Source organism: Microvirga yunnanensis, from assembly GCF_025460875.1.
Genome location: NZ_JAMXFI010000055.1, coordinates 23,839 through 42,147, shown reverse-complemented (window position 1 = coordinate 42,147; position 18,309 = coordinate 23,839). Strand labels below are relative to the sequence as shown.

At 62.7% G+C, this 18,309-nt stretch carries 14 protein-coding genes and 1 pseudogene; 6 read left to right on the top strand and 9 right to left on the bottom strand.

Features of this window, described 5'->3' with window-relative positions:
• Positions 1–3: 3 nt before the first annotated feature.
• A complete protein-coding gene (locus tag NF876_RS24095) occupies positions 4–468 on the top strand; it encodes a DUF6691 family protein (protein ID WP_262270990.1) in 465 nt (154 codons plus the stop codon).
• On the opposite strand, the pseudogene NF876_RS43540 reads toward NF876_RS24095, so the two are convergent.
• A pseudogene (locus NF876_RS43540) lies at positions 463–648 on the bottom strand (hypothetical protein); the annotation flags it as partial. The gene NF876_RS24095 and the pseudogene NF876_RS43540 sit on opposite strands and share 6 nt — an antisense overlap.
• 256 nt (positions 649–904) lie before the next feature.
• Positions 905–1,906, bottom strand: coding sequence for a 3'-5' exonuclease (locus NF876_RS24085; RefSeq protein ID WP_262270988.1), 1,002 nt, complete (start codon positions 1,904–1,906; stop codon positions 905–907).
• 271 nt (positions 1,907–2,177) lie between these two features.
• Here NF876_RS24085 and NF876_RS24080 point away from each other — a divergent pair, with 271 nt between their 5' ends.
• Positions 2,178–3,656: a protein adenylyltransferase SelO gene (locus NF876_RS24080; protein WP_262270987.1), complete on the top strand. Its 1,479-nt coding sequence runs from the start codon at positions 2,178–2,180 to the stop codon at positions 3,654–3,656.
• A 489-nt stretch (positions 3,657–4,145) separates the two neighbouring features.
• Here the strand turns inward: NF876_RS24080 and recD2 are convergent, their stop codons facing one another.
• The 5 genes from recD2 to NF876_RS24050 all read right to left on the bottom strand — a co-directional run bounded on the left by recD2 (position 4,146) and on the right by NF876_RS24050 (position 10,859).
• Positions 4,146–6,344: an SF1B family DNA helicase RecD2 gene (recD2, locus tag NF876_RS24070; RefSeq protein ID WP_373696711.1), complete on the bottom strand. Its 2,199-nt coding sequence runs from the start codon at positions 6,342–6,344 to the stop codon at positions 4,146–4,148.
• Positions 6,345–6,793: 449 nt separating this feature from the next.
• The gene (locus NF876_RS24065; protein WP_262270985.1) at positions 6,794–7,948 is read right to left on the bottom strand and encodes a synaptic vesicle VAT-1 family membrane protein; all 1,155 of its coding nucleotides are present in this window, start codon (positions 7,946–7,948) and stop codon (positions 6,794–6,796) included.
• A gap of 12 nt (positions 7,949–7,960) precedes the next feature.
• Positions 7,961–8,749: a phosphodiester glycosidase family protein gene (locus NF876_RS24060; protein WP_373696710.1), complete on the bottom strand. Its 789-nt coding sequence runs from the start codon at positions 8,747–8,749 to the stop codon at positions 7,961–7,963.
• Positions 8,750–8,766: 17 nt separating this feature from the next.
• On the bottom strand, positions 8,767–10,260 hold the full coding sequence (locus NF876_RS24055; protein ID WP_262270984.1) for a carboxypeptidase M32: 1,494 nt from the start codon (positions 10,258–10,260) through the stop codon (positions 8,767–8,769).
• Between the two features lie 101 nt (positions 10,261–10,361).
• Positions 10,362–10,859, bottom strand: coding sequence for a cupin domain-containing protein (locus tag NF876_RS24050; RefSeq protein WP_262270983.1), 498 nt, complete (start codon positions 10,857–10,859; stop codon positions 10,362–10,364).
• Positions 10,860–11,029: 170 nt separating this feature from the next.
• Here NF876_RS24050 and NF876_RS24045 point away from each other — a divergent pair, with 170 nt between their 5' ends.
• The gene (locus NF876_RS24045) at positions 11,030–12,886 is read left to right on the top strand and encodes an ABC transporter ATP-binding protein (protein ID WP_262270982.1); all 1,857 of its coding nucleotides are present in this window, start codon (positions 11,030–11,032) and stop codon (positions 12,884–12,886) included.
• A 166-nt stretch (positions 12,887–13,052) separates the two neighbouring features.
• On the opposite strand, the gene NF876_RS24040 is transcribed toward NF876_RS24045, so the two are convergent.
• Positions 13,053–13,340: a hypothetical protein gene (locus tag NF876_RS24040; RefSeq protein ID WP_262270981.1), complete on the bottom strand. Its 288-nt coding sequence runs from the start codon at positions 13,338–13,340 to the stop codon at positions 13,053–13,055.
• A 211-nt stretch (positions 13,341–13,551) separates the two neighbouring features.
• Here NF876_RS24040 and NF876_RS24035 point away from each other — a divergent pair, with 211 nt between their 5' ends.
• Both NF876_RS24035 and groL read left to right on the top strand, forming a co-directional pair.
• Positions 13,552–13,866 (top strand): co-chaperone GroES, encoded by a 315-nt coding sequence (locus NF876_RS24035; protein ID WP_262270980.1) that lies wholly within the window; start codon positions 13,552–13,554, stop codon positions 13,864–13,866.
• A 37-nt stretch (positions 13,867–13,903) separates the two neighbouring features.
• Entirely contained in the window at positions 13,904–15,529 is a 1,626-nt protein-coding gene (gene groL / locus NF876_RS24030; protein WP_262270979.1) for a chaperonin GroEL, read from the top strand.
• 338 nt (positions 15,530–15,867) lie between these two features.
• Here groL and NF876_RS24025 read toward each other — a convergent pair whose 3' ends face one another.
• Entirely contained in the window at positions 15,868–16,650 is a 783-nt protein-coding gene (locus tag NF876_RS24025; RefSeq protein ID WP_262270978.1) for a hypothetical protein, read from the bottom strand.
• Positions 16,651–17,195: 545 nt separating this feature from the next.
• Here NF876_RS24025 and NF876_RS24020 point away from each other — a divergent pair.
• Complete coding sequence (locus tag NF876_RS24020) at positions 17,196–18,284, top strand: TRAP transporter substrate-binding protein (RefSeq protein WP_262270977.1); 1,089 nt, start codon at positions 17,196–17,198, stop codon at positions 18,282–18,284.
• Positions 18,285–18,309: the final 25 nt, after the last annotated feature.

Genomic DNA, 18,309 nt, shown 5'->3' with positions numbered 1-18,309 from the left:
GCCATGCCATTGATTGCTTCCGCCTTCGCGTCCGGTCTGCTGTTCGGGCTTGGGCTGATCGTCTCGCAGATGGTGAACCCGGCCAAGGTGCTCGGCTTCCTCGACGTCCTCGGCAACTGGGATCCGAGCCTTGCCTTGGTGATGGGTGGCGCGGTCGCAGTGTCGGCCGTCGGTACCCTGATCGCCAGGGGGCGCGGGCTTCCCGTCCTGGCCCGGCGGCTCGAGATCCCGACCCGTCGCGACCTCGACCGACGCCTGATCGGCGGGTCGGCCCTGTTCGGCATCGGTTGGGGCCTCGTCGGCCTGTGCCCCGGTCCGGCCCTCACCGCGCTCGCCTTCGGTCCCTGGCAGGTTCCCGTGTTCGTCGCGGCCATGCTCGCCGGCATGGCCCTGTTCCGGATCGTGACGTCCGACTGGCCGCAGGCCAGCTTCCGGCGCGGCCCGGCGGGAGTGACGGACGATGCCTGATCTCGTGACGGGCGCGCTCGCCATGGGGTCGGCGTCCCGGTTCATGCCGATGCCGTTGTCCTCGATCGTCAGGCGGCGGTTCTCGGCATCGATCAGCAGCGTGATCCGGGTCTTGGGATCATCGCCGAGCAGGGCAGGGTGGGAGATCGCCTCGTAGCGCAGCTTCTCGCAGGCATCGGCCTCGAAGGTATGGCTCTCAGGGGCGGGCGTGGTGTCAGCAGTCGTCGTGGCGTGAGATGAACCTTGTTGCTCCGGCGGGCGATGAGACGGCTGCGGACGGTCAAGATTTCAAGCCTGAACGCCTCGGGCGAGGCCGGCTGTGCAGAAATCTGGCAGGTGCCGCTGAGAGCATTTTTCGGTGAAGTGGATCCGGTTCACCGCTAAAAAATGCGGCTCGACAAAGAAGAGAGCTGATTCCACGTGAGTGGAAACAGGTCTAGCGTGCCGACCGGAACCGCTCGAAGGCGGTGATCCTCTGGCTGAAGGGCTCGACCTCGCGCCGGTAAACCTCCCGTCGGAGAAACGCGAGTTCGGCTTCAAAGGCCTCCTCGTCGACCTCCGCCCACCAAGCCTTCGGTCGGCCATCGGTGCCATCGTTCCAGCGGTACTTGCGCGCCTTCAGCACATCCTTCATGTCGAACGGACTGCCCTCGGCCCAGATGCGCACGAGCGCTTTTCGCGCGGAGGTCAGCAGATGGCCGAAGGCGAACCCGGCCCCGGAGGGGAGGGGGGAGGCCAGCACCTCGAGCAGGGCATGGCAATCCTCGACCGCCCGGTGGCCCTGGTGGAACCAGCCGCACTGGGTCAGGAGGTACCCGAGCTTCGATCCCTCAAAGCCGAACCCGCTCCAGGCGATTTCGGAATGGGAGCAAGCCCACGCCTTGAGCTGGAAGTCCTTGGACAGGCGCTCACAGAAGGGCCGGTCAAAGCGAGCGTTATGCGCGATGACCAACTCCGCCGGCGCGATGAACCTCTCAACGGCCTCGAGATCGAGCACCTGGCCGGCGACCATGTCAGGCGTGATCCCGGTCAGGCGAGTGATTTCAGGACTGATCGGTACGCCAGGCTCACGCAGGGCATTGAACGTTCCGATCACATCACCGATCCGGCCTTCCTCATCATAGGTGAAGGCAACCATGCCGAGTTCGATGACCTCGTCTCGCGTGTGATCCAGACCTGTGGTTTCGGTGTCCAGGATGACGGCGATCTTCTCGCCGTGGAAAGAGGTGCGGGACACGACGATGGGGCGCGGTGTCAATCGGCGCAGAACGCGGTAGTCGCCTGTGGCCTCCAGCATCCGCGCGGCGGTCTCATGGTCGGGAGCCTTGAAGGACTCGCTGCGTTGTCTGGCCTTGATGACAATCTGATCGACGGGACTCGTCTCGATCGGACCCGTCGGTGCATCGTAGTCCAAGAATAGGTCAGCCTGGCCTCGCATTCCCACACCTTCTGCCCGCCAACAGGACAGGCCCGCGCGTCGGGCCCGGCGGGGCAGACTAGCGGGTGCGAGTCGCCAGATCGTTAATGCACAAGGCAGGCGGGAGGCAGTACAAACTGTGGAGTGGTTGGTCTGCCTCGATCGTGGGGGCAGATCTGTTGTACAAAGTTACAGCGGGAGTGCTTTGTACCCAGTCCGGATTTGCAAACTGACCCTTGTTTTCTGAAGCGCCTCATACGATTTCACGTGGTCATAATGGTGAGCCTGGACCATGACCATTCATTTTGCCTTCGACAACACCTACGCGCGCCTGCCTGATCGGTTCTTTGCGCGCATAGAACCCGAAGCCGTCAGAGCTCCGAGGCTCATCCGGCTGAACCGGGATCTCGCATTACGCCTCGGCCTCGACCCTGATCACCTCTCCAGCCCTGATGGAGTCGCGCTGTTGTCCGGCAACCGCGTTCCGGATGCGGCCGAGCCCATCGCGATGGCCTATGCCGGGCACCAGTTTGGGCAATTCGTGCCGCAGCTCGGCGATGGCCGTGCCATCCTCCTCGGTGAAGTGGTCGACCAAAATGGCATCCGTCGGGACATTCAGCTCAAAGGCTCAGGTCCGACACCCTTCTCGCGCCGCGGTGATGGTCGGGCGGCACTGGGACCTGTCCTGCGGGAATATCTCCTCAGCGAGGCAATGGCGGCGCTCGGCCTGCCGACAACGCGTGCGCTCGCCGCGGTGTTGACCGGAGAGACCGTTGTCCGGGAGACGCCACTTCCCGGTGCGGTTCTCACCCGGGTAGCATCGAGCCATATTCGGGTCGGCACGTTCCAGTTCTTTGCAGCCCGGCAGGATACGGAAGGGCTACGCCTTCTCGCCGACTACGTCATCGGCCGACACTACCCGCACGCTGCCGAAAGCGATCGTCCCTACCGGGCGTTCCTCGACCAGGTGATCGCCGCCCAGGCAGACCTTATTGCCCGTTGGCTGCACATCGGCTTCATCCATGGAGTCATGAACACCGACAACATGTCCATCGCCGGCGAGACGATTGATTACGGGCCATGCGCCTTCATGGATGCCTACGATCCGGCGACAGTCTTCAGCTCCATCGACCGGCAGGGCCGCTACGCCTATGGCAACCAGCCGCGCATCGGCCTCTGGAATTTGACGCGGCTTGCCGAGACGCTTCTGCCGCTCCTTTCTGAGGACGAGGAGAAGGCCGTGGCTGAAGCGAGCGAGGCGCTCGAAGCTTTCGCGGGCAAGTTCGAGGCGGCCTATCACGCAGGGCTCAGGCGCAAGCTCGGGCTGCTGACGGAGCGCGAGGAGGACCCGACGCTTGCCGGTGATCTCCTGAAGGTCATGGCCGAGAACCAGGCTGACTTCACCCTGACCTTCCGGCGGCTGAGCGATGCTGCCGCTGGTCCTGAGGGAGACGAGGCCGTCCGAAACCTCTTCATCAATCCGCTTGCTTATGATGCTTGGGCCACCCGCTGGCGCGAGCGGTTGAGCCTTGAACCGCAAGGTGGTGTCAGGCGCCAAGCTGCCATGCGCGCAGTTAATCCAGCCTTTATCCCGCGCAATCATCGCGTGGAGGCGATGATTCAAGCTGCCGTGGAGCAGGGCGACTTTGCTCCGTTCGAGGAGCTTCTGATGGTCCTCTCGCGTCCCTATGAGGACCAGCCAGCTTTCGCCTCCTATTCCGAACCACCGGAACCACACCAGCGCGTCTATCGGACATTCTGCGGAACGTAACGCCAGACGGCCGCTGGACATCGAAATCTCTCCGCGGCTTGTGCCTCCGCCCAGTGACCATTCTGCATACTGGACGGAGGAACGGCGGGATGCGTGAGAATTCAGCTGACCGGGGCAGCCAAATGCCGGACCATATGTTGGCGTGCTTCGTCGTCCACCTCAGATTTGAAGCTGTGCTTCTCCTTCAACGCGGAAGCGGCCTGAGCGGCCGGGCGAGCGCTGATCTCGTCAAAGAGACGTTTGAGGTTCGGGAAGCCCCCGTTGGTGGTAGGCTTCCTCCCCCTGGAGCTGAACCTAGCGCATCGGGATTTCGCGCTGATCGCAGTTGCTCCCCTTCATCATCAGTCATCGGTGGCGCAATATGCGGCTCTCCTGAGTGGATGTATGCGAGCATCGGAATGGTCTAGCTTATTTTATCTGCAGTATTGCGTATGGTGTTGGAACACCACACCTCGGACGCGTCGTGACAAAGGAAATTTGACCTGTCGATCAGTGGCCAGCTAACCATTCCCGCAGTTTCGTCCAGCGCCTCTTCATCTGCCCGCCTCTCACTGCAATCCCAACTGCTTTCTTCTGGCCCACCAGAACGACCAACCGCTTGCCGCGGGTGACGCCCGTGTATAGCAGGTTGCGCGCCAGCATCGCGAAGTGCTGTGTTACGACCGGGATGATGACGGCGGGATATTCCGACCCCTGCGACTTGTGAATGGTGGTCGCATAAGCGGGGACGAGGGTGTCGAGCTCGCCAAACGGGTATGATACCTCCCGGCCATCAAAGGAAGCAATCAGCGCCCCTTCCTCATCGTCGATCCTGACGACCGTACCGAGATCGCCGTTGAACACCTCCCGGTCGTAGTCGTTCTGGGTTTCCATCACCCGGTCACCGGGTGAGAAGCGCCAGCCAAACCGCTCCACCTTCGCGGGCGGATTGGGATTGAGCACCTCCTGGAGCTGGATGTTGAGGTTACGGGCACCCAGCACCCCCCGGTTCATGGGGCAGAGCACCTGAATGTCCTTCATGGGATCGAGCCCGAAGCGATGTGGAATGCGGTCCTTGATCATCTGGATGATCTTCGGCACCCCTTCCTCGGGATCGTTGATTTCCACGAAGTAGAAGTCGCTCTCTTCGCCCGCCCTGGGAGGCTCGGGCATCTGGCCCCTGTTAATGCGATGGGCGTTCACCACGATCCGGCTTTCTGCCGCCTGCCGGAACACCTCGGTCAGACGCGCCACTGGAATGCGCTCTGAGGCAATGATATCGGCCAGTACCTGTCCCGAGCCGACCGACGGCAACTGATCGACATCGCCCACCAGCAGCAGACCCGTCTGCGCTGGAATGGCCTTGGTGAGGGCGTTCATCAGCGGCACATCCACCATGGAGGTCTCGTCCACAACCAGCAGATCGCAGTCGAGCGGGTTCTCCTCATTGCGTGAGAAGCCCCCGTGCTTAGGATCGATCTCCAGGAGCCGGTGGATGGTCTTGGCTTCCAGCCCGGTCTGCTCGGTCATACGCTTGGCCGCCCGTCCTGTCGGCGCCGCCAGCGCCACCCTAACACGCTTGGCGACCAGCAAGCGCAGGATGGTGTCGAGCAAGGTCGTCTTGCCGACACCGGGACCGCCGGTCACCACCGCGACCTTGGCGCCGAGCACCCGCTTCAGTGCCTCACGCTGCGAGGCGGCCAGGGATTTGCCCGTGCGGCCCTCGACCCAGGGAATGGCCTTGTCGAGGTCGATCTCGGGCCAAGGCGCTGGACCAGACGCTCGCTCGATCAAACGAGAGGCAATCGCCTGCTCGGCCAAGTACAGCCCTTTCAGGAAGAGGCAGGTCTCCTCACCGATGGTGTCCGAGACGATCTCGCCCTTGGACAGTTCCTCGACGATGGCGCTACGAATCAGGGTCTCATCCACTTCAAGGAGTTGCTCGGCCAGCCGGGTGAGAGCCTCGACCGGCAATGCGCAGTGCCCCTCATCCGTCGCCGTCTGGAGCGCGAACGCGATACCGGCCCGGATGCGCTGAGGGGCTGTCTTCTCCATTCCGAGCTTGGCCGCGATGGCATCCGCTGTCCGGAAGCCGATGCCGCGCACATCCTTCGCCAACCGGTACGGGTCCTCGGTCATGACCTGAATGGCCTCATAGCCGTAGGTCTTGAAGATGCGGACCGCCCGGGCTGTACCGACCCCGTGCGCATGAAGGAAGATCATGATCTCCCGCACGGCCTTCTGTTCGGCCCAGCCCGCCACGATGCGGGAGGCCCGCATCGGGCCGATGCCGGGCACCTCGGTCAGGCGCTCGGGGGCGGCCTCAATGATCTCGAAGGTGTCCACGCCAAAGGCTGCCACGATCCGCTTGGCCATGGCGGGTCCGATGCCTCGCATCTGACCCGAGGCCAGATACTTCTCGATGCCCTCTGCTCCGGTGGGCGGGGTGGTCTTCAGAACCTCGGCCCTGAACTGGAGCCCGTGCGTGCGGTCGCTGATCCAGAGCCCACTGGCTGTGACCCACTCCCCGGCTGACGCCGCCGGGGTGTGGCCCACAACTGTCACAAGGTCACGCTTGCCACGCGTATAAACTTTCAGGACAGCGAAGCCGTTCTCGGCATTGTGGAAGGTGATGCGCTCCACCGAACCCGCGAGTGTCTCGAGGGCAGGCCTCCGATCAGTTTGTGAGGGGCGCATCATTTGGTTCATGGTGCCTGCCAGGGAAGGTTCCTGGGCTCTCCGATTGTATCGTTGGATGGCACCACTGACGAGGATGCCAACCCTATATTGCCACCGGATGTTCTCGGTTTGTTTCAAGGCTTTTTTGCGGCGACTCGGCTTGACACGACCGTGCGCAAGAGCAATTCGCGGGTCCGGTTGTGATGCTAAGCTTGCAAACGTCAATCCCGAGCATTCGCAGAGTTCTGCTCGGTTTCCACGGCCGACAGGAATGTGGTCGATCATCGGTTAGCAAAGCGATACTCAGGGGATGGGTGCGGATTTGGAGGTGAAGATGGACAATGGATCGGAGCGGGGCGAGCGACCCTTGGCAATCTCCGATACCGAACGCCTGCGCCGGATCGGGCAAGATCTCCGTTCTATTGATGCCGAGGTGATCAGGCAGCCTCTTCCAGAGCGCATTCAGGCCACTTTCGCGCTCATCGATCGGGAGCAGAGACTCCCTGAACCTTTGCCTCGTTCGCCGACACACTGAAGCGCGGCGCTGTTCGCAAGACCAACTTGCCCGTGGTTTCGCCTGACTCCAGAACTCGGTGAGCTTGAGCCACATTATCCAATGCAAAAGAACGAACCTTTGGCACCCGAATGTCCCCTGCTTCCAACCAGGCGGTGAGATCGTTCACAGCCGCGTGCAACAGGTCGGCCCGCGGAAAGAGGAACGACAAATTGAACGCCACGACACCTTTGTTCTCGCTTGTCATCGACAAAGGATTGAAGCGCGGCATCCTCAGCATTCCAAGGGCCGCCTTGAGGTAGTTGATGCGCCCACTCGTTTTAGGCAACAAACTATGAAAGCCATAGACCAACAGCTTGCCTGTGGGCTTGAGATGCGCATAGCTTTGAGCCAAGGTCTCAGGACCGTTCGCATCAAAGATCAAGTCGTAGCCATCAGGGCAGAGGCGCTTTGTCTCATCCCAAAGCGACTGGGTGGATTTGTCGATCACGGCGTCCGCGCCGAGCCGTCGCACATACTCGACCTTGTGACTCCTTCCCACCACGCCGGTTACGTGCAGATTGTGCAACTTGCAGAGTTGGATGAGCGCCGAGCCCACTCCGCCGCCGGCCGAATGCACGAGCACCCTCATGCCGGGCCGGATCACCACATTCTGGAGCAAGCCATGATACGCGGTCAGGTGTACGGCCAGGAAACCAGCGGCCGCCTCAAAGTCCAGAGCCTGAGGCTTAAGCCACACCAGATCTGCTGGGGCACAGACGTGCGTGGAATAGCCGTTGAAGAAAGTGACTCCAAACACCGGGTCGCCGGGCTTCACATGCTCGACCTCACGGCCAACGTCTTCCACCCAGCCTGAATATTCGAATCCGGGCGTGATCGGCCAGCCCACAAACCGACGCGCGGACTCGTACACGCCCCAACGAACACAAATGTCAGCATAGTTCACCCCCACTGCCTCGGTGCGGATCAAAACCTGTCCCTCGCCAGGTTTGGGCACGGGATGAGTTTCGAGCTTCAGCTGCTCGTATCCGCCGGCTTTGCGAATAACCACTTTACGCATGGATCCTGAAGTTATCGCCGTTCCGCCTCCAGCCTCGACCTGAAACGTCTGCGCTGTCACTGAAGTCCCCTCTTATGGGCGGCGGCGTAGGGCCCCGACAATCGGCCCCATGGGCATGAGCGTGTCCATGCGCTCCAATGAAGGGGCATAGAGGCTGGAGACACTTCCATCCAAGAACAGAGCATTGGGACAACCTAGCTCGTCCCGGAACAAGCGAGCGAATGTGCTGAACGTGACTGGGTCTTCTGAAATCGCGAACACGACGGTGTCCTGGCCTTTCACGCCAACGCCATTCCGGATCTTGCGGGAGGTGCTTTGTTCTGAAAACTGAGGGTGGATCTTCCCGTCGATGACGAGCATCGGGCCCGATTGCGTCGCGAAATCGGGCCTGATTTTCCCCTTCAGATAGGCTCCGGTCTCAAGCACGCCGGCCTGACGGCCTTTGACATAGAAGATGCCGTTGGGCTTGAGGTGGAAGTTCCCAGGGCCGTTCCTTGTGTTGGCCGCCTTCAACTCCTTTCTATTCTCAACGTAAAGCCCTACGGGCGAGCGGTCCTCATGGTACATGCCTGCATTCATCGCGACAGCAAGGCGTGAACCCTCCGGCGTTCCTCTCAACCGATCGAACGAGCCAAGAACCTCCCCGTCCGGCCCACGCCAGAACAGTCTCACCTCGTATCGTTGCAGATGCATCGTGCAGACCACGAAGGTGCTGTCAGCATATTGGACTGGCCGACACGGATCGCTAGCGGCCTGAGCCACGGTTCGTCCGGCAGGCAGACCAAGAGACATGAGGGTCCCGGACACCAGGATGATTGCCCGGGAGAGCGAGCGGCCGAGAGTGGAGCTGATAGATGTCATTTGCAGCTTAGGTCCTTTCAGCGGGCGAGATACCGTTCCCGCAGGTGAGTGCGGAACACATCCGCCGAGAGCGGTCGTCCGGTTGCACCCATCAGAAGCTCATCGGTCGTCACCAAACTGCCCTTGGAATGGACATTTGAACGCAGCCATCCGCGAAGGGGTCCGAAATCCCCAGAGGTCAGCCCAGGAAGAATGCTGGAATCCGCATGGCAGGCAGCTTCGAAGAGTTGGGCTGCCGTCATGGCGCCAAGCGTGTAGGTCGGAAAGTAGCCCCACGCGCCACCTGGCCAGTGGATGTCCTGCAGGCAGCCCAGGCTGTCGTTGGGGACGCTCAGGCCGAGAAGTTTCTTGATCTCCTCGTTGAACGCCAAGGGCAGGTCGTCGATCTGAAGAACGCCGGCAATGAGCGCCTTCTCGAGTTTGTAGCGAACCAGGATGTGGGCCGGATAGGTGATCTCGTCGGCATCCACGCGGATGAAGCCCGGCTCCACTCTGGTTAGGATTCGGTGGAGGTTCTCCGGGCTCCAGGCTAGCCCCTCGCCCTGGAAAGTCTCCCGTACGAGAGGAGCAAGATAGGTGACGAACTCCCAGCTCCGGCAGGCCTGCATCTCGATGAGCAGCGACTGGCTCTCGTGCAGGCTCATGCCGCGCGCAAGCCCGACCGGCTGGCGCTGCCAGTCCTCGGGGCGGCCCTGCTCATAGAGCGCATGACCGGTCTCATGGAGCACTCCCATGAGCGTGCTCATGAAGTTCGCCTCGTCGTACCGGGTGGTAATCCGGACATCACCCGCGGATCCACCGCAGAAGGGATGCAGGCTCACATCGAGCCGCCCCCGGTTGAAATCGAACCCGACGGCCTGCATCAACTGCTCGCCGATGCGTCGCTGATAGTCGACAGGGAAGGGGCCGTTGAGCGGCTGAATGGCAGGAAAGCCCTTCTGGCGCTCCTGTGCCTCCTGGATCAGGTCCGGCAGTTCGGCGCCGAGTTCGGCGAACAGGGGGTCAATGGCGGCTTGGCGGAGACCCGGGTCGTAACTATCGAGGAGAGCATCGTAGGGGGAAAGGCCCAACGCCTCGCCCTTGGCTTGGCCGATCTGCCGCTGGAGGGCGAGGACCTCGGACAGGTGCGGCAGAAGCAGGGCGAAATCGCCATTCTGCCGGGCTTCGCGCCACACCAATTCCGCCCGGGATACAGCCCTGGAGCTGGCCTCGACGAGATCGGCCGGAACTGCAGCCGCATGGAAGTAGACCCGCCGCATCTCGCGTAAGTTGGCGCGTTGCCAATCGTCGAGCTGATCGCTGTCTTGGCCCGCTTGGTCCAGGAGGTCGCCTGTATCGGGTGCGGTGAGAAGCTCATGAGCGATGCCCTTGAGCGTCGCGAGTTGGTTGGAGCGACTATCGGCGGCGCCCTCCGGCATCAGGGTCTCGGCATCCCATTGCAGAATGCCGACCGCATCCTCGATCGAGCTGATGCGGGCAAAGCGATCTTCCAGCGTCTTGTAGGTTTCCATGTGGGCGTGAACCCCGTCCTTGGGTTGAGGTGTGAACCCGCAGCCGTTCCCGATGATGCGTCGGTTGCATTTGAGCCTGCCTCTGAGGCCCTGTCCTGGCCTTATCCCGGGTGCTTGTGGATCGGGTCGACCCAGTACACCTCCTCCGGCTGTTCCACCGGATCCACATCGGTGATGTTCACGACAACGGCTTCGTTGTCGCTGCGCACCAGAACGCATTCGAGGGGCTCATCCGGGCTGGCGTTGATCTCCTGATGGGGCACGAAGGGTGGCACATAGATGAAATCCCCTGGTCCGGCTTCTGCAACGAACTCCAGCCGCTCGCCCCAGCGCATGCGAGCCTTGCCCCGCACCACATAGATGACGCTCTCCAATTCGCCGTGGTGGTGCACCCCGGTTTTGGCATTCGGCTGGATCGAAACCGTGCCCGCCCAGATCTTCTGCGCGCCCACCCGGGCGTGATTGATGGCAGCTTGGCGCAACATGCCTGGGGTCTGGGCCGTGTTCGGATCGAGGCGGTCGCCCTTGATCACCTGGACGCCGTGGTGCTTCCAGTGCTCGTGCGGATCGTGGACGTTGTCGTGGCTGTGATCTGTCATGGCGCTCTCCGCGACGGTATGGCATTTTGTCCTAGCCCCAGATCACGAGCGAGGAGACCGAGGATAAGACGGCGGGTTCAGGCCTCCGGTGTGATGTCATTCGCAAGAAGGCTCCGACTGCAGCAGCGCCTCGGCTCGACGAGTGAACCCTGGACCCCTATTTTAATGGGATGGCCGCTCCAGTGTTCCCCTCCAGCCGCTCCTTGCGTGAGCGGGTTGGTGCCTTCCGTCACCTTCCGTCTCTGTTCCGCCTGGTCTGGCAGGCCAGTCCTGCTCTTACAACGGCAAGTCTCGGGCTGCGACTGACGCGGTCAGTCCTGCCCATTATGGTACTTTTTGTCGGTAAGCTCATCATCGATGAGGTTGTCGCCCAGACACAAATCCCCTCACCAGGGGGAGGCTTTAGCGATTGGTTCGGGAGCGGCCGACTTGATGCTCTCGGCGGGCTGCTCGTTTTGGAGCTGGTCCTCGCAATTGTGGCCGATCTTCTGGGGCGAGCCAGCTCCCTCGTCGACAGCCTCCTGTCCGAGCGCTACAGCAACTTTGCCAGCGTGCGCCTGATGGAGCACGCGACCACGCTGGACCTCGAGCAGTTCGAGAGCAGTGATCAGCAGGACCGATTGGAGCGGGCTCGCCGTCAGGTCACCGGGAGAACCACCCTCCTGACCCAGATCTTCGGCCAGGTCCAGGACGTGCTCACGGTCCTGTCGCTCGCTGCCGGCCTGCTCGCCTATGCGCCTTGGCTCATCGTCCTGATCATCCTTGCGCTTTTGCCAGCCTTCGTCGGCGAGGTGCATTTCAACGCTCAGGGCTATCGGCTCAACTACTTCCGCACGCCGGAACGACGCCAACTCGATTACATCCGCTACCTGGGTTCAAGCGTCGAGACTGCGAAGGAAATCAAGCTCTTTGGTCTCAACTTTTTCCTGGTCGACCGATTTAGAGCCTTCGCGGACCGGATGTACGCGGACAACCAGCGGCTTGCGATCCGCAGGGCCGCGTGGGGCACGCTCTTTGCCGCACTTGCGTCCTGCGCCTATTACCTGGCCTACGCTCTGATCGTGTGGCGAACCGTCCGGGGCGACTTCAGCATCGGTGACCTGACGTTCCTGTCCGGCTCGTTCCTGCGCCTGCGAGGGCTGCTTGAAGGATTGCTTCTTGGCTTTTCCCAGATCGCCGGGCAGGCGCTGTACCTGGAGGATCTGTTTTCCTTCTTCGATGTTCGTCCAAGCATCACGTCACCGCCAACTCCTCGACCATTCCCGCAGCCGCTGGTGTCGGGGGTCGTGTTCGAAAATGTGGGCTTCCGGTATCCAGAGTCCGATCGCTGGGCGGTCCGGCACCTGAGCTTAACGTTGACGGCCGGTGAGGTTGTGGCTCTGGTGGGGGAGAACGGGGCCGGCAAGACCACGGTCGTGAAGCTCCTTGCCCGGCTCTACGATCCGACAGAGGGACGGATCCTTCTCAATGGCCATGACCTGCGTGAATATGATCTGGCCGACCTGCGACGCCACATCGGCGTCATCTTTCAGGACTTTGTGCGGTTTCACTTCACGGCGGGTGAGAACATCGGAGCAGGCCGCATTGAGGCCACCGATGATCGCAGTCGGATTCAGCAGGCGGCCGAGCGCAGTCTCGCCGACCGCATTATCCGACGCCTGCCTCAGGGCTATGACCAGCCGCTTGGCAAGCGGTTCCACCAGGGGGCGGACCTCTCCGGGGGCGAATGGCAGAAGATCGCTATCGCGCGGGCTTACATGCGGGATGCGGAGGTGCTCATCCTGGACGAGCCAACCGCCGCACTCGACGCCCGCTCCGAATATGAGGTTTTCCAGCGGTTTCGGGATCTTAGCGCGGGCAGAACCGCCATTCTCATCTCGCACCGCTTCTCGACCGTCCGGATGGCCGACCGCATCCTCGTTTTCGAGAATGGGCAGGTTGCGGAGGCTGGCTCCCACGAAGAGCTCGTTGCATCAGGCGGGCGCTACGCCGAGCTCTTCGAGTTGCAGGCGTCTGGTTATCGATGAAGGGATCATGGCACCATGAGATCTGGCTGGCCTCACGTGTAATTTTGCGCAGGCGCCGCCCTGAACCCTGTCGCCGCATCTCTGGTTGGCGACCGCCGCGCTGACGCCGCATCGTCTGCTGTAGATGCTCGACCGGGAGCAGGCGATCATGCCGCGTCGAGAGCAATCAGCCCAGGGATGCTTCGATCCGTGCCAATCCCTCCTTCGTCAGCGGTTCAATCCTGAGAAGATTGTGCCCTCCACATGAAGCCCGCTTTGAAAGGATGAGACGCACACAGCCAGTGTCCTGGAGCGGGGGGAAATAGAGGCCGTCTGACCCTCCTGCCAGGAAGCAGCGCAACCCGGCGTAGAGGCTTTCCTCGTATCCTTTGATCGCGCGGCGGATCGCCGGGTGGATGACAAGCGTCACCTGCTTGCTCTCACAGACCTCTTCAACGGCTTCGAAACTCAACACGACTGAGCCTCCGAACGGCCAAGCAGCCTATGGGGTCAACGTCGCTCTCGAGGATCCTGTTCTCTCCAGGTTCACCGATCCATAAGGGATGGCTTGCAGCCCTCCCGACCGCGTGATTATCCTCGGTTCAGCACTCTGATGCGTCGAGTGCTCATATTGCTGACCGGCGCAGACGAGTGCCCCATTTAAGGAGCAACATGAGGAGGCGCCCATGACATTCCGTCCGCTGCACGACCGAGTCCTCCTCCGCCGCATCGAAGCCGAGGAAAAGACGGCCGGCGGCATCATCATTCCGGATGCAGCTAAGGAAAAGCCGCAGGAAGGCGAAGTCATTGCCGTCGGCCCCGGCGCCCGTGACGAGAGCGGCAAGGTTGCTGCCCTCGACGTGAAGGCCGGCGACCGCGTCCTGTTCGGCAAGTGGCCCGGCACCGAGATGCGGATCGACGGTCAGGATCTCCTGATCATGACGGAATCCGACATCAGGGGCGTCATTGAGGGAGCCGCTGCATCCCAGAAGGCCGCCTGAGCGGCCCACATGACCGTCATCAGAAGGAGGAAATACGATGGCTGCCAAAGACGTTAAGTTCTCCTCCGACGCCCGCGACAAGATGCTCCGTGGTGTCGACATCCTCGCCGATGCCGTGAAGGTCACGCTGGGTCCGAAGGGCCGCAACGTGGTGATCGAGAAGTCCTTCGGGGCGCCGCGCATCACCAAGGACGGCGTCACCGTCGCCAAGGAGATCGAGCTCTCCGACAAGTTCGAGAACATGGGCGCCCAGATGGTGCGCGAAGTGGCCTCGAAGACCAACGACATCGCCGGTGACGGCACCACCACGGCGACGGTTCTGGCCCAGGCCATCGTGCGCGAGGGCGCCAAGGCGGTGGCCGCCGGCATGAACCCCATGGACCTCAAGCGCGGCATCGATCTCGCCACCGCCGAGGCCGTGAAGGACATCCAGTCCCGCGCCAAGAAGGTCGCCTCGTCCGAGGAAGTGGCCCAGGTCGGCACGATTTCCGCCAACGGCGACAAGGACATCGGCGAGATGATCGCCCATGCCATGCAGAAGGTCGGCAACGAGGGCGTGATCACGGTCGAGGAGGCCAAGTCCCTGGAGACCGAGCTCGAAGTCGTGGAAGGCATGCAGTTCGACCGCGGCTACCTCTCGCCGTACTTCATCACCAACGCCGAGAAGATGCGCGTGGAACTCGAGGATCCCTACATCCTCATCCACGAGAAGAAGCTCTCCGGCCTGCAGGCCATGCTGCCCGTGCTCGAGGCGGTGGTGCAGACCGGCAAGCCGCTCCTCATCATCGCCGAGGACGTGGAAGGCGAGGCGCTCGCCACGCTCGTGGTCAACAAGCTGCGCGGCGGCCTGAAGATCGCCGCCGTGAAGGCTCCGGGCTTCGGCGACCGCCGCAAGGCCATGCTCGAGGACATCGCCGTCCTGACGAAGGGGCAGGTCGTGTCCGAGGATCTGGGCATCAAGCTCGAGAACGTCACGCTGCCGATGCTCGGCCGCGCCAAGAAGGTGGTGATCGAGAAGGAGAACACCACCATCGTGGACGGGGCCGGCGACCGGCGCGACATCGAGGCCCGCGTCGGACAGATCAAGGCGCAGATCGAGGAGACCACCTCGGACTACGACCGCGAGAAGCTCCAGGAGCGTCTGGCCAAGCTCGCCGGCGGCGTCGCGGTGATCCGCGTCGGCGGCGCGACCGAGGTCGAGGTGAAGGAGAAGAAGGACCGCGTCGACGATGCGATGCATGCCACGAAGGCGGCGGTCGAGGAGGGCGTCCTGCCGGGCGGCGGCGTGGCCCTGCTCCGGGCCCTCAAGGCCCTCGACGGCGTGACGCCGGCCAACGACGACCAGAAGACCGGCGTCGAGATCGTGCGCCGTGCCCTTCAGGCGCCGGCGCGCCAGATCGCCCTGAACGCGGGAGAGGACGGCTCCGTCATCGTCGGCAAGGTGGCCGAGGCGAAGGACTACGCCGCCGGCTGGAACGCCCAGACCGGTGAATACGGCGACCACTACGCGTTCGGCATCATCGATCCGGCGAAGGTCGTGCGCGTCGCGCTCGAGGATGCCGCATCCGTGGCGGGCCTCCTCATCACCACCGAGGCGATGATCGCCGAGAAGCCCAAGAAGGAAGCCGCGCCCGCCATGCCGGCCGGCGGAATGGACTTCTAGCGCATCGGACGGAAAAGTGGACCCGGTTTTTCGCCCTCGACGGTGCGCCGGCCGAGAGCGGAGCATCGGGTTGATACCCTCCCCACGTCATGGCCGGGCTTGTCCCGGCCATCCTGCGGCCTCACCCCCACCCTCCACACGTCATGGCCGGGCTTGTCCCGGCCATCCCGATGCGGTGAGGCGCGGCGCCCCTCGGAAGCGGGATCACCGGGACGAGCCCGGTGATGACGTGGAGGGTGGTGTGAGGCGGTGATGACGTGGAGGATGATCATCGCTGTGGCGTGACCTTTCCCCCGTCATGGCCCGGCCTGTCCCGGCCATCCCGATTGTCCGATGCGCTAGCGGTGCCTGATCAGAGATCCGTCCTCCGGCTCCGCCACGCTGGTTCTGATCGAGCCGGTCGTGTCCTCGGGCGGGGTCCTGCGCAGCTGGTTCACGAAAGCCGTCAGGCTGTGCATCTTCCCCGCTTCCGGAGCCAGGACGGCGAGGGCGCTGCTGTCGAACGGCTCCTCCTCGATCGTCCCATCGTTCATGATCGTCGTCTTGATGCCGGTCTGCATGTCGAAGGAGACGGATTTCACCTTCGTCTGGTGCTGCGGGATGACCGGCTCGGCAATGACGAGGGATGCCGCCACGGCTGAAGCCAGGACCGGCTTGGCCGGCGCGCGGACGACCGTGACGGCCTTCTGAGCCGGCTTGGCGTCCAGGGCCGGGCGCGCGAGCTTCTCCTGAGGTTTCTCCTGGGGCTTCTCCTGAACCTTCCTGGCCGCGTCGCCGGTGCGCTCGGAAGCGGGCGGAGACACGGCCATGTATTCCGTCGGCCCCGACAGGATCTGCTGAAGCCGCTCCTCGGTCGCCTTGGCTTCCTTCTGCGTCGCCGAGCCGAATGCCGCCGCGAGAGGGTTGCGGGCCTTTTCCGTCTCGGCCTTCGCCTTGGCGGCTTCCGCCGCCTTCGCGGCCGCGATCCGCTTTCGCGCCTCGGCCGTCTGGGCGATGTTGTTCGTGCTGTAGGAATACTGCTTCCCGTTGATCTCGTAGCGGACCAACCGGGCCTCAGCCCCGCTGAACATCATCCCGTTCGTGACGATGGTGGCTCCAAGCAAAATAAGCGTCTTCTTCATCGGCCTATAAGAGCACGTTGGCTCTTCCCCTTGCTCAGGTAAAACTCAGTGGCCGACTGTGGCGAATCTGTGGCCTGAAGCTAGTAATCCTCTGACCCGTAAGAGGTAGTTTATGTAATACTGATGCTGATACAAGTAAATGCTACAGGATTCACATAGTTTACTTTCGCACATTGTTTCCGCCGCGATGACAATGTTCATCTACTTTATATCATTGTGAGAGCTCGCGCGGAAAAACGGAGGAAATGGCTCGATTGCAACGGTTTCAGGCCCTCCGCATGCAAGCTTGGCAGGGGTGGGCTGCGCCACCATCATGCCCATCGGGCCGCGACGGGGATGGTTCGGCCGGGCCCGGTCCGTCCCGCGAAGCCACTTCCTCGGAAGATCAATGATTTGGCGGACCGGCGGACCCGCGGAACAGTCGGATCATGAAGCCGGTTGCCGGAAGGAGCCGAGTCTTTCGTCTAATTTACTCAAGGGCAACCATCGCCTGTACCCGAGCCTTCCTCACAGCGCGACATGCCCTCGAACAGGAGTAGGCACCCATGAAACGCCGCAATTTTCTCGCCACGGCCGGCGCCGGCCTCGCCGCAGGCGCCGTCGCCAAGCCCGCCATCGCCCAGTCCAGCCCGGAGATCCGCTGGCGCCTGACCTCGGGCTTCCCGAAATCCCTCGACACCATCTATGGCGGCGCGGATTTCCTGGCCAAGTACGTGTCCGAGGCGACGGACGGCAAGTTCCAGATCCAGCCGTTCTCGGCCGGTGAGATCGTCGGCACCTTCCAGGCGGCCGATGCGGTGTCCGCCGGCACGGTCGAGATGGCCCACACGGCCGCCTATTACTATGTCGGCAAGGACCCGACCTTCGCGGCCGCCGCGGCCGTGCCGTTCACGCTCAACGCCCGCCAGCTCAACGCCTGGCAGTACCATGGCGGCGGCATCGGCCTCGTGAACGAGTTCATGGCCAAGCACAACCTCTATGCTCTTCCGGGCGGCAACACCGGCACCCAGATGGGCGGCTGGTTCCGCAAGGAGATCAAGACCGTCCAGGACCTGCAGGGCCTCAAGATGCGCATCGCGGGCATCGCCGGGCAGGTGATGTCGAAGCTCGGCGTCATTCCGCAGCAGGTGGCGGGCGGCGACATCTACCCGTCCCTGGAGCGCGGCACCATCGACGCCGCCGAGTGGATCGGCCCCTATGACGACGAGAAGCTCGGCTTCCAGAAGGTCGCGCCGTTCTACTACTACCCGGGCTTCTGGGAGGGTGGTCTGACGCTCCACTTCCTGTTCAACAAGGGCAAGTGGGAATCGCTGCCGAAGAACTACCAGGCGATCCTCCAGGCGGGCTGCATGGCGGCCAACATGGACATGCTGGCCAAGTACGACGCCAAGAACCCGGCCGCCCTGCGCAGCCTGGTGGGCGCCGGCGCCCAGCTGCGTCCGTTCTCGCCCGAGATCCTCGACGCCGCCTACAAGGCGACCAACGAGGTCTATGCGGAGATCTCCGCCCAGAACGCGGATTTCAAGAAGCTGATCGATTCGCTGCGCGCCTTCCGCAACGAGGAATATCTCTGGTTCCAGGTCGCCGAATACGCCTTCGACACCTACATGATCCGCGCCCGGACGCGCGGCTAGAGCATCGGACCCGAAAGTGGACCCG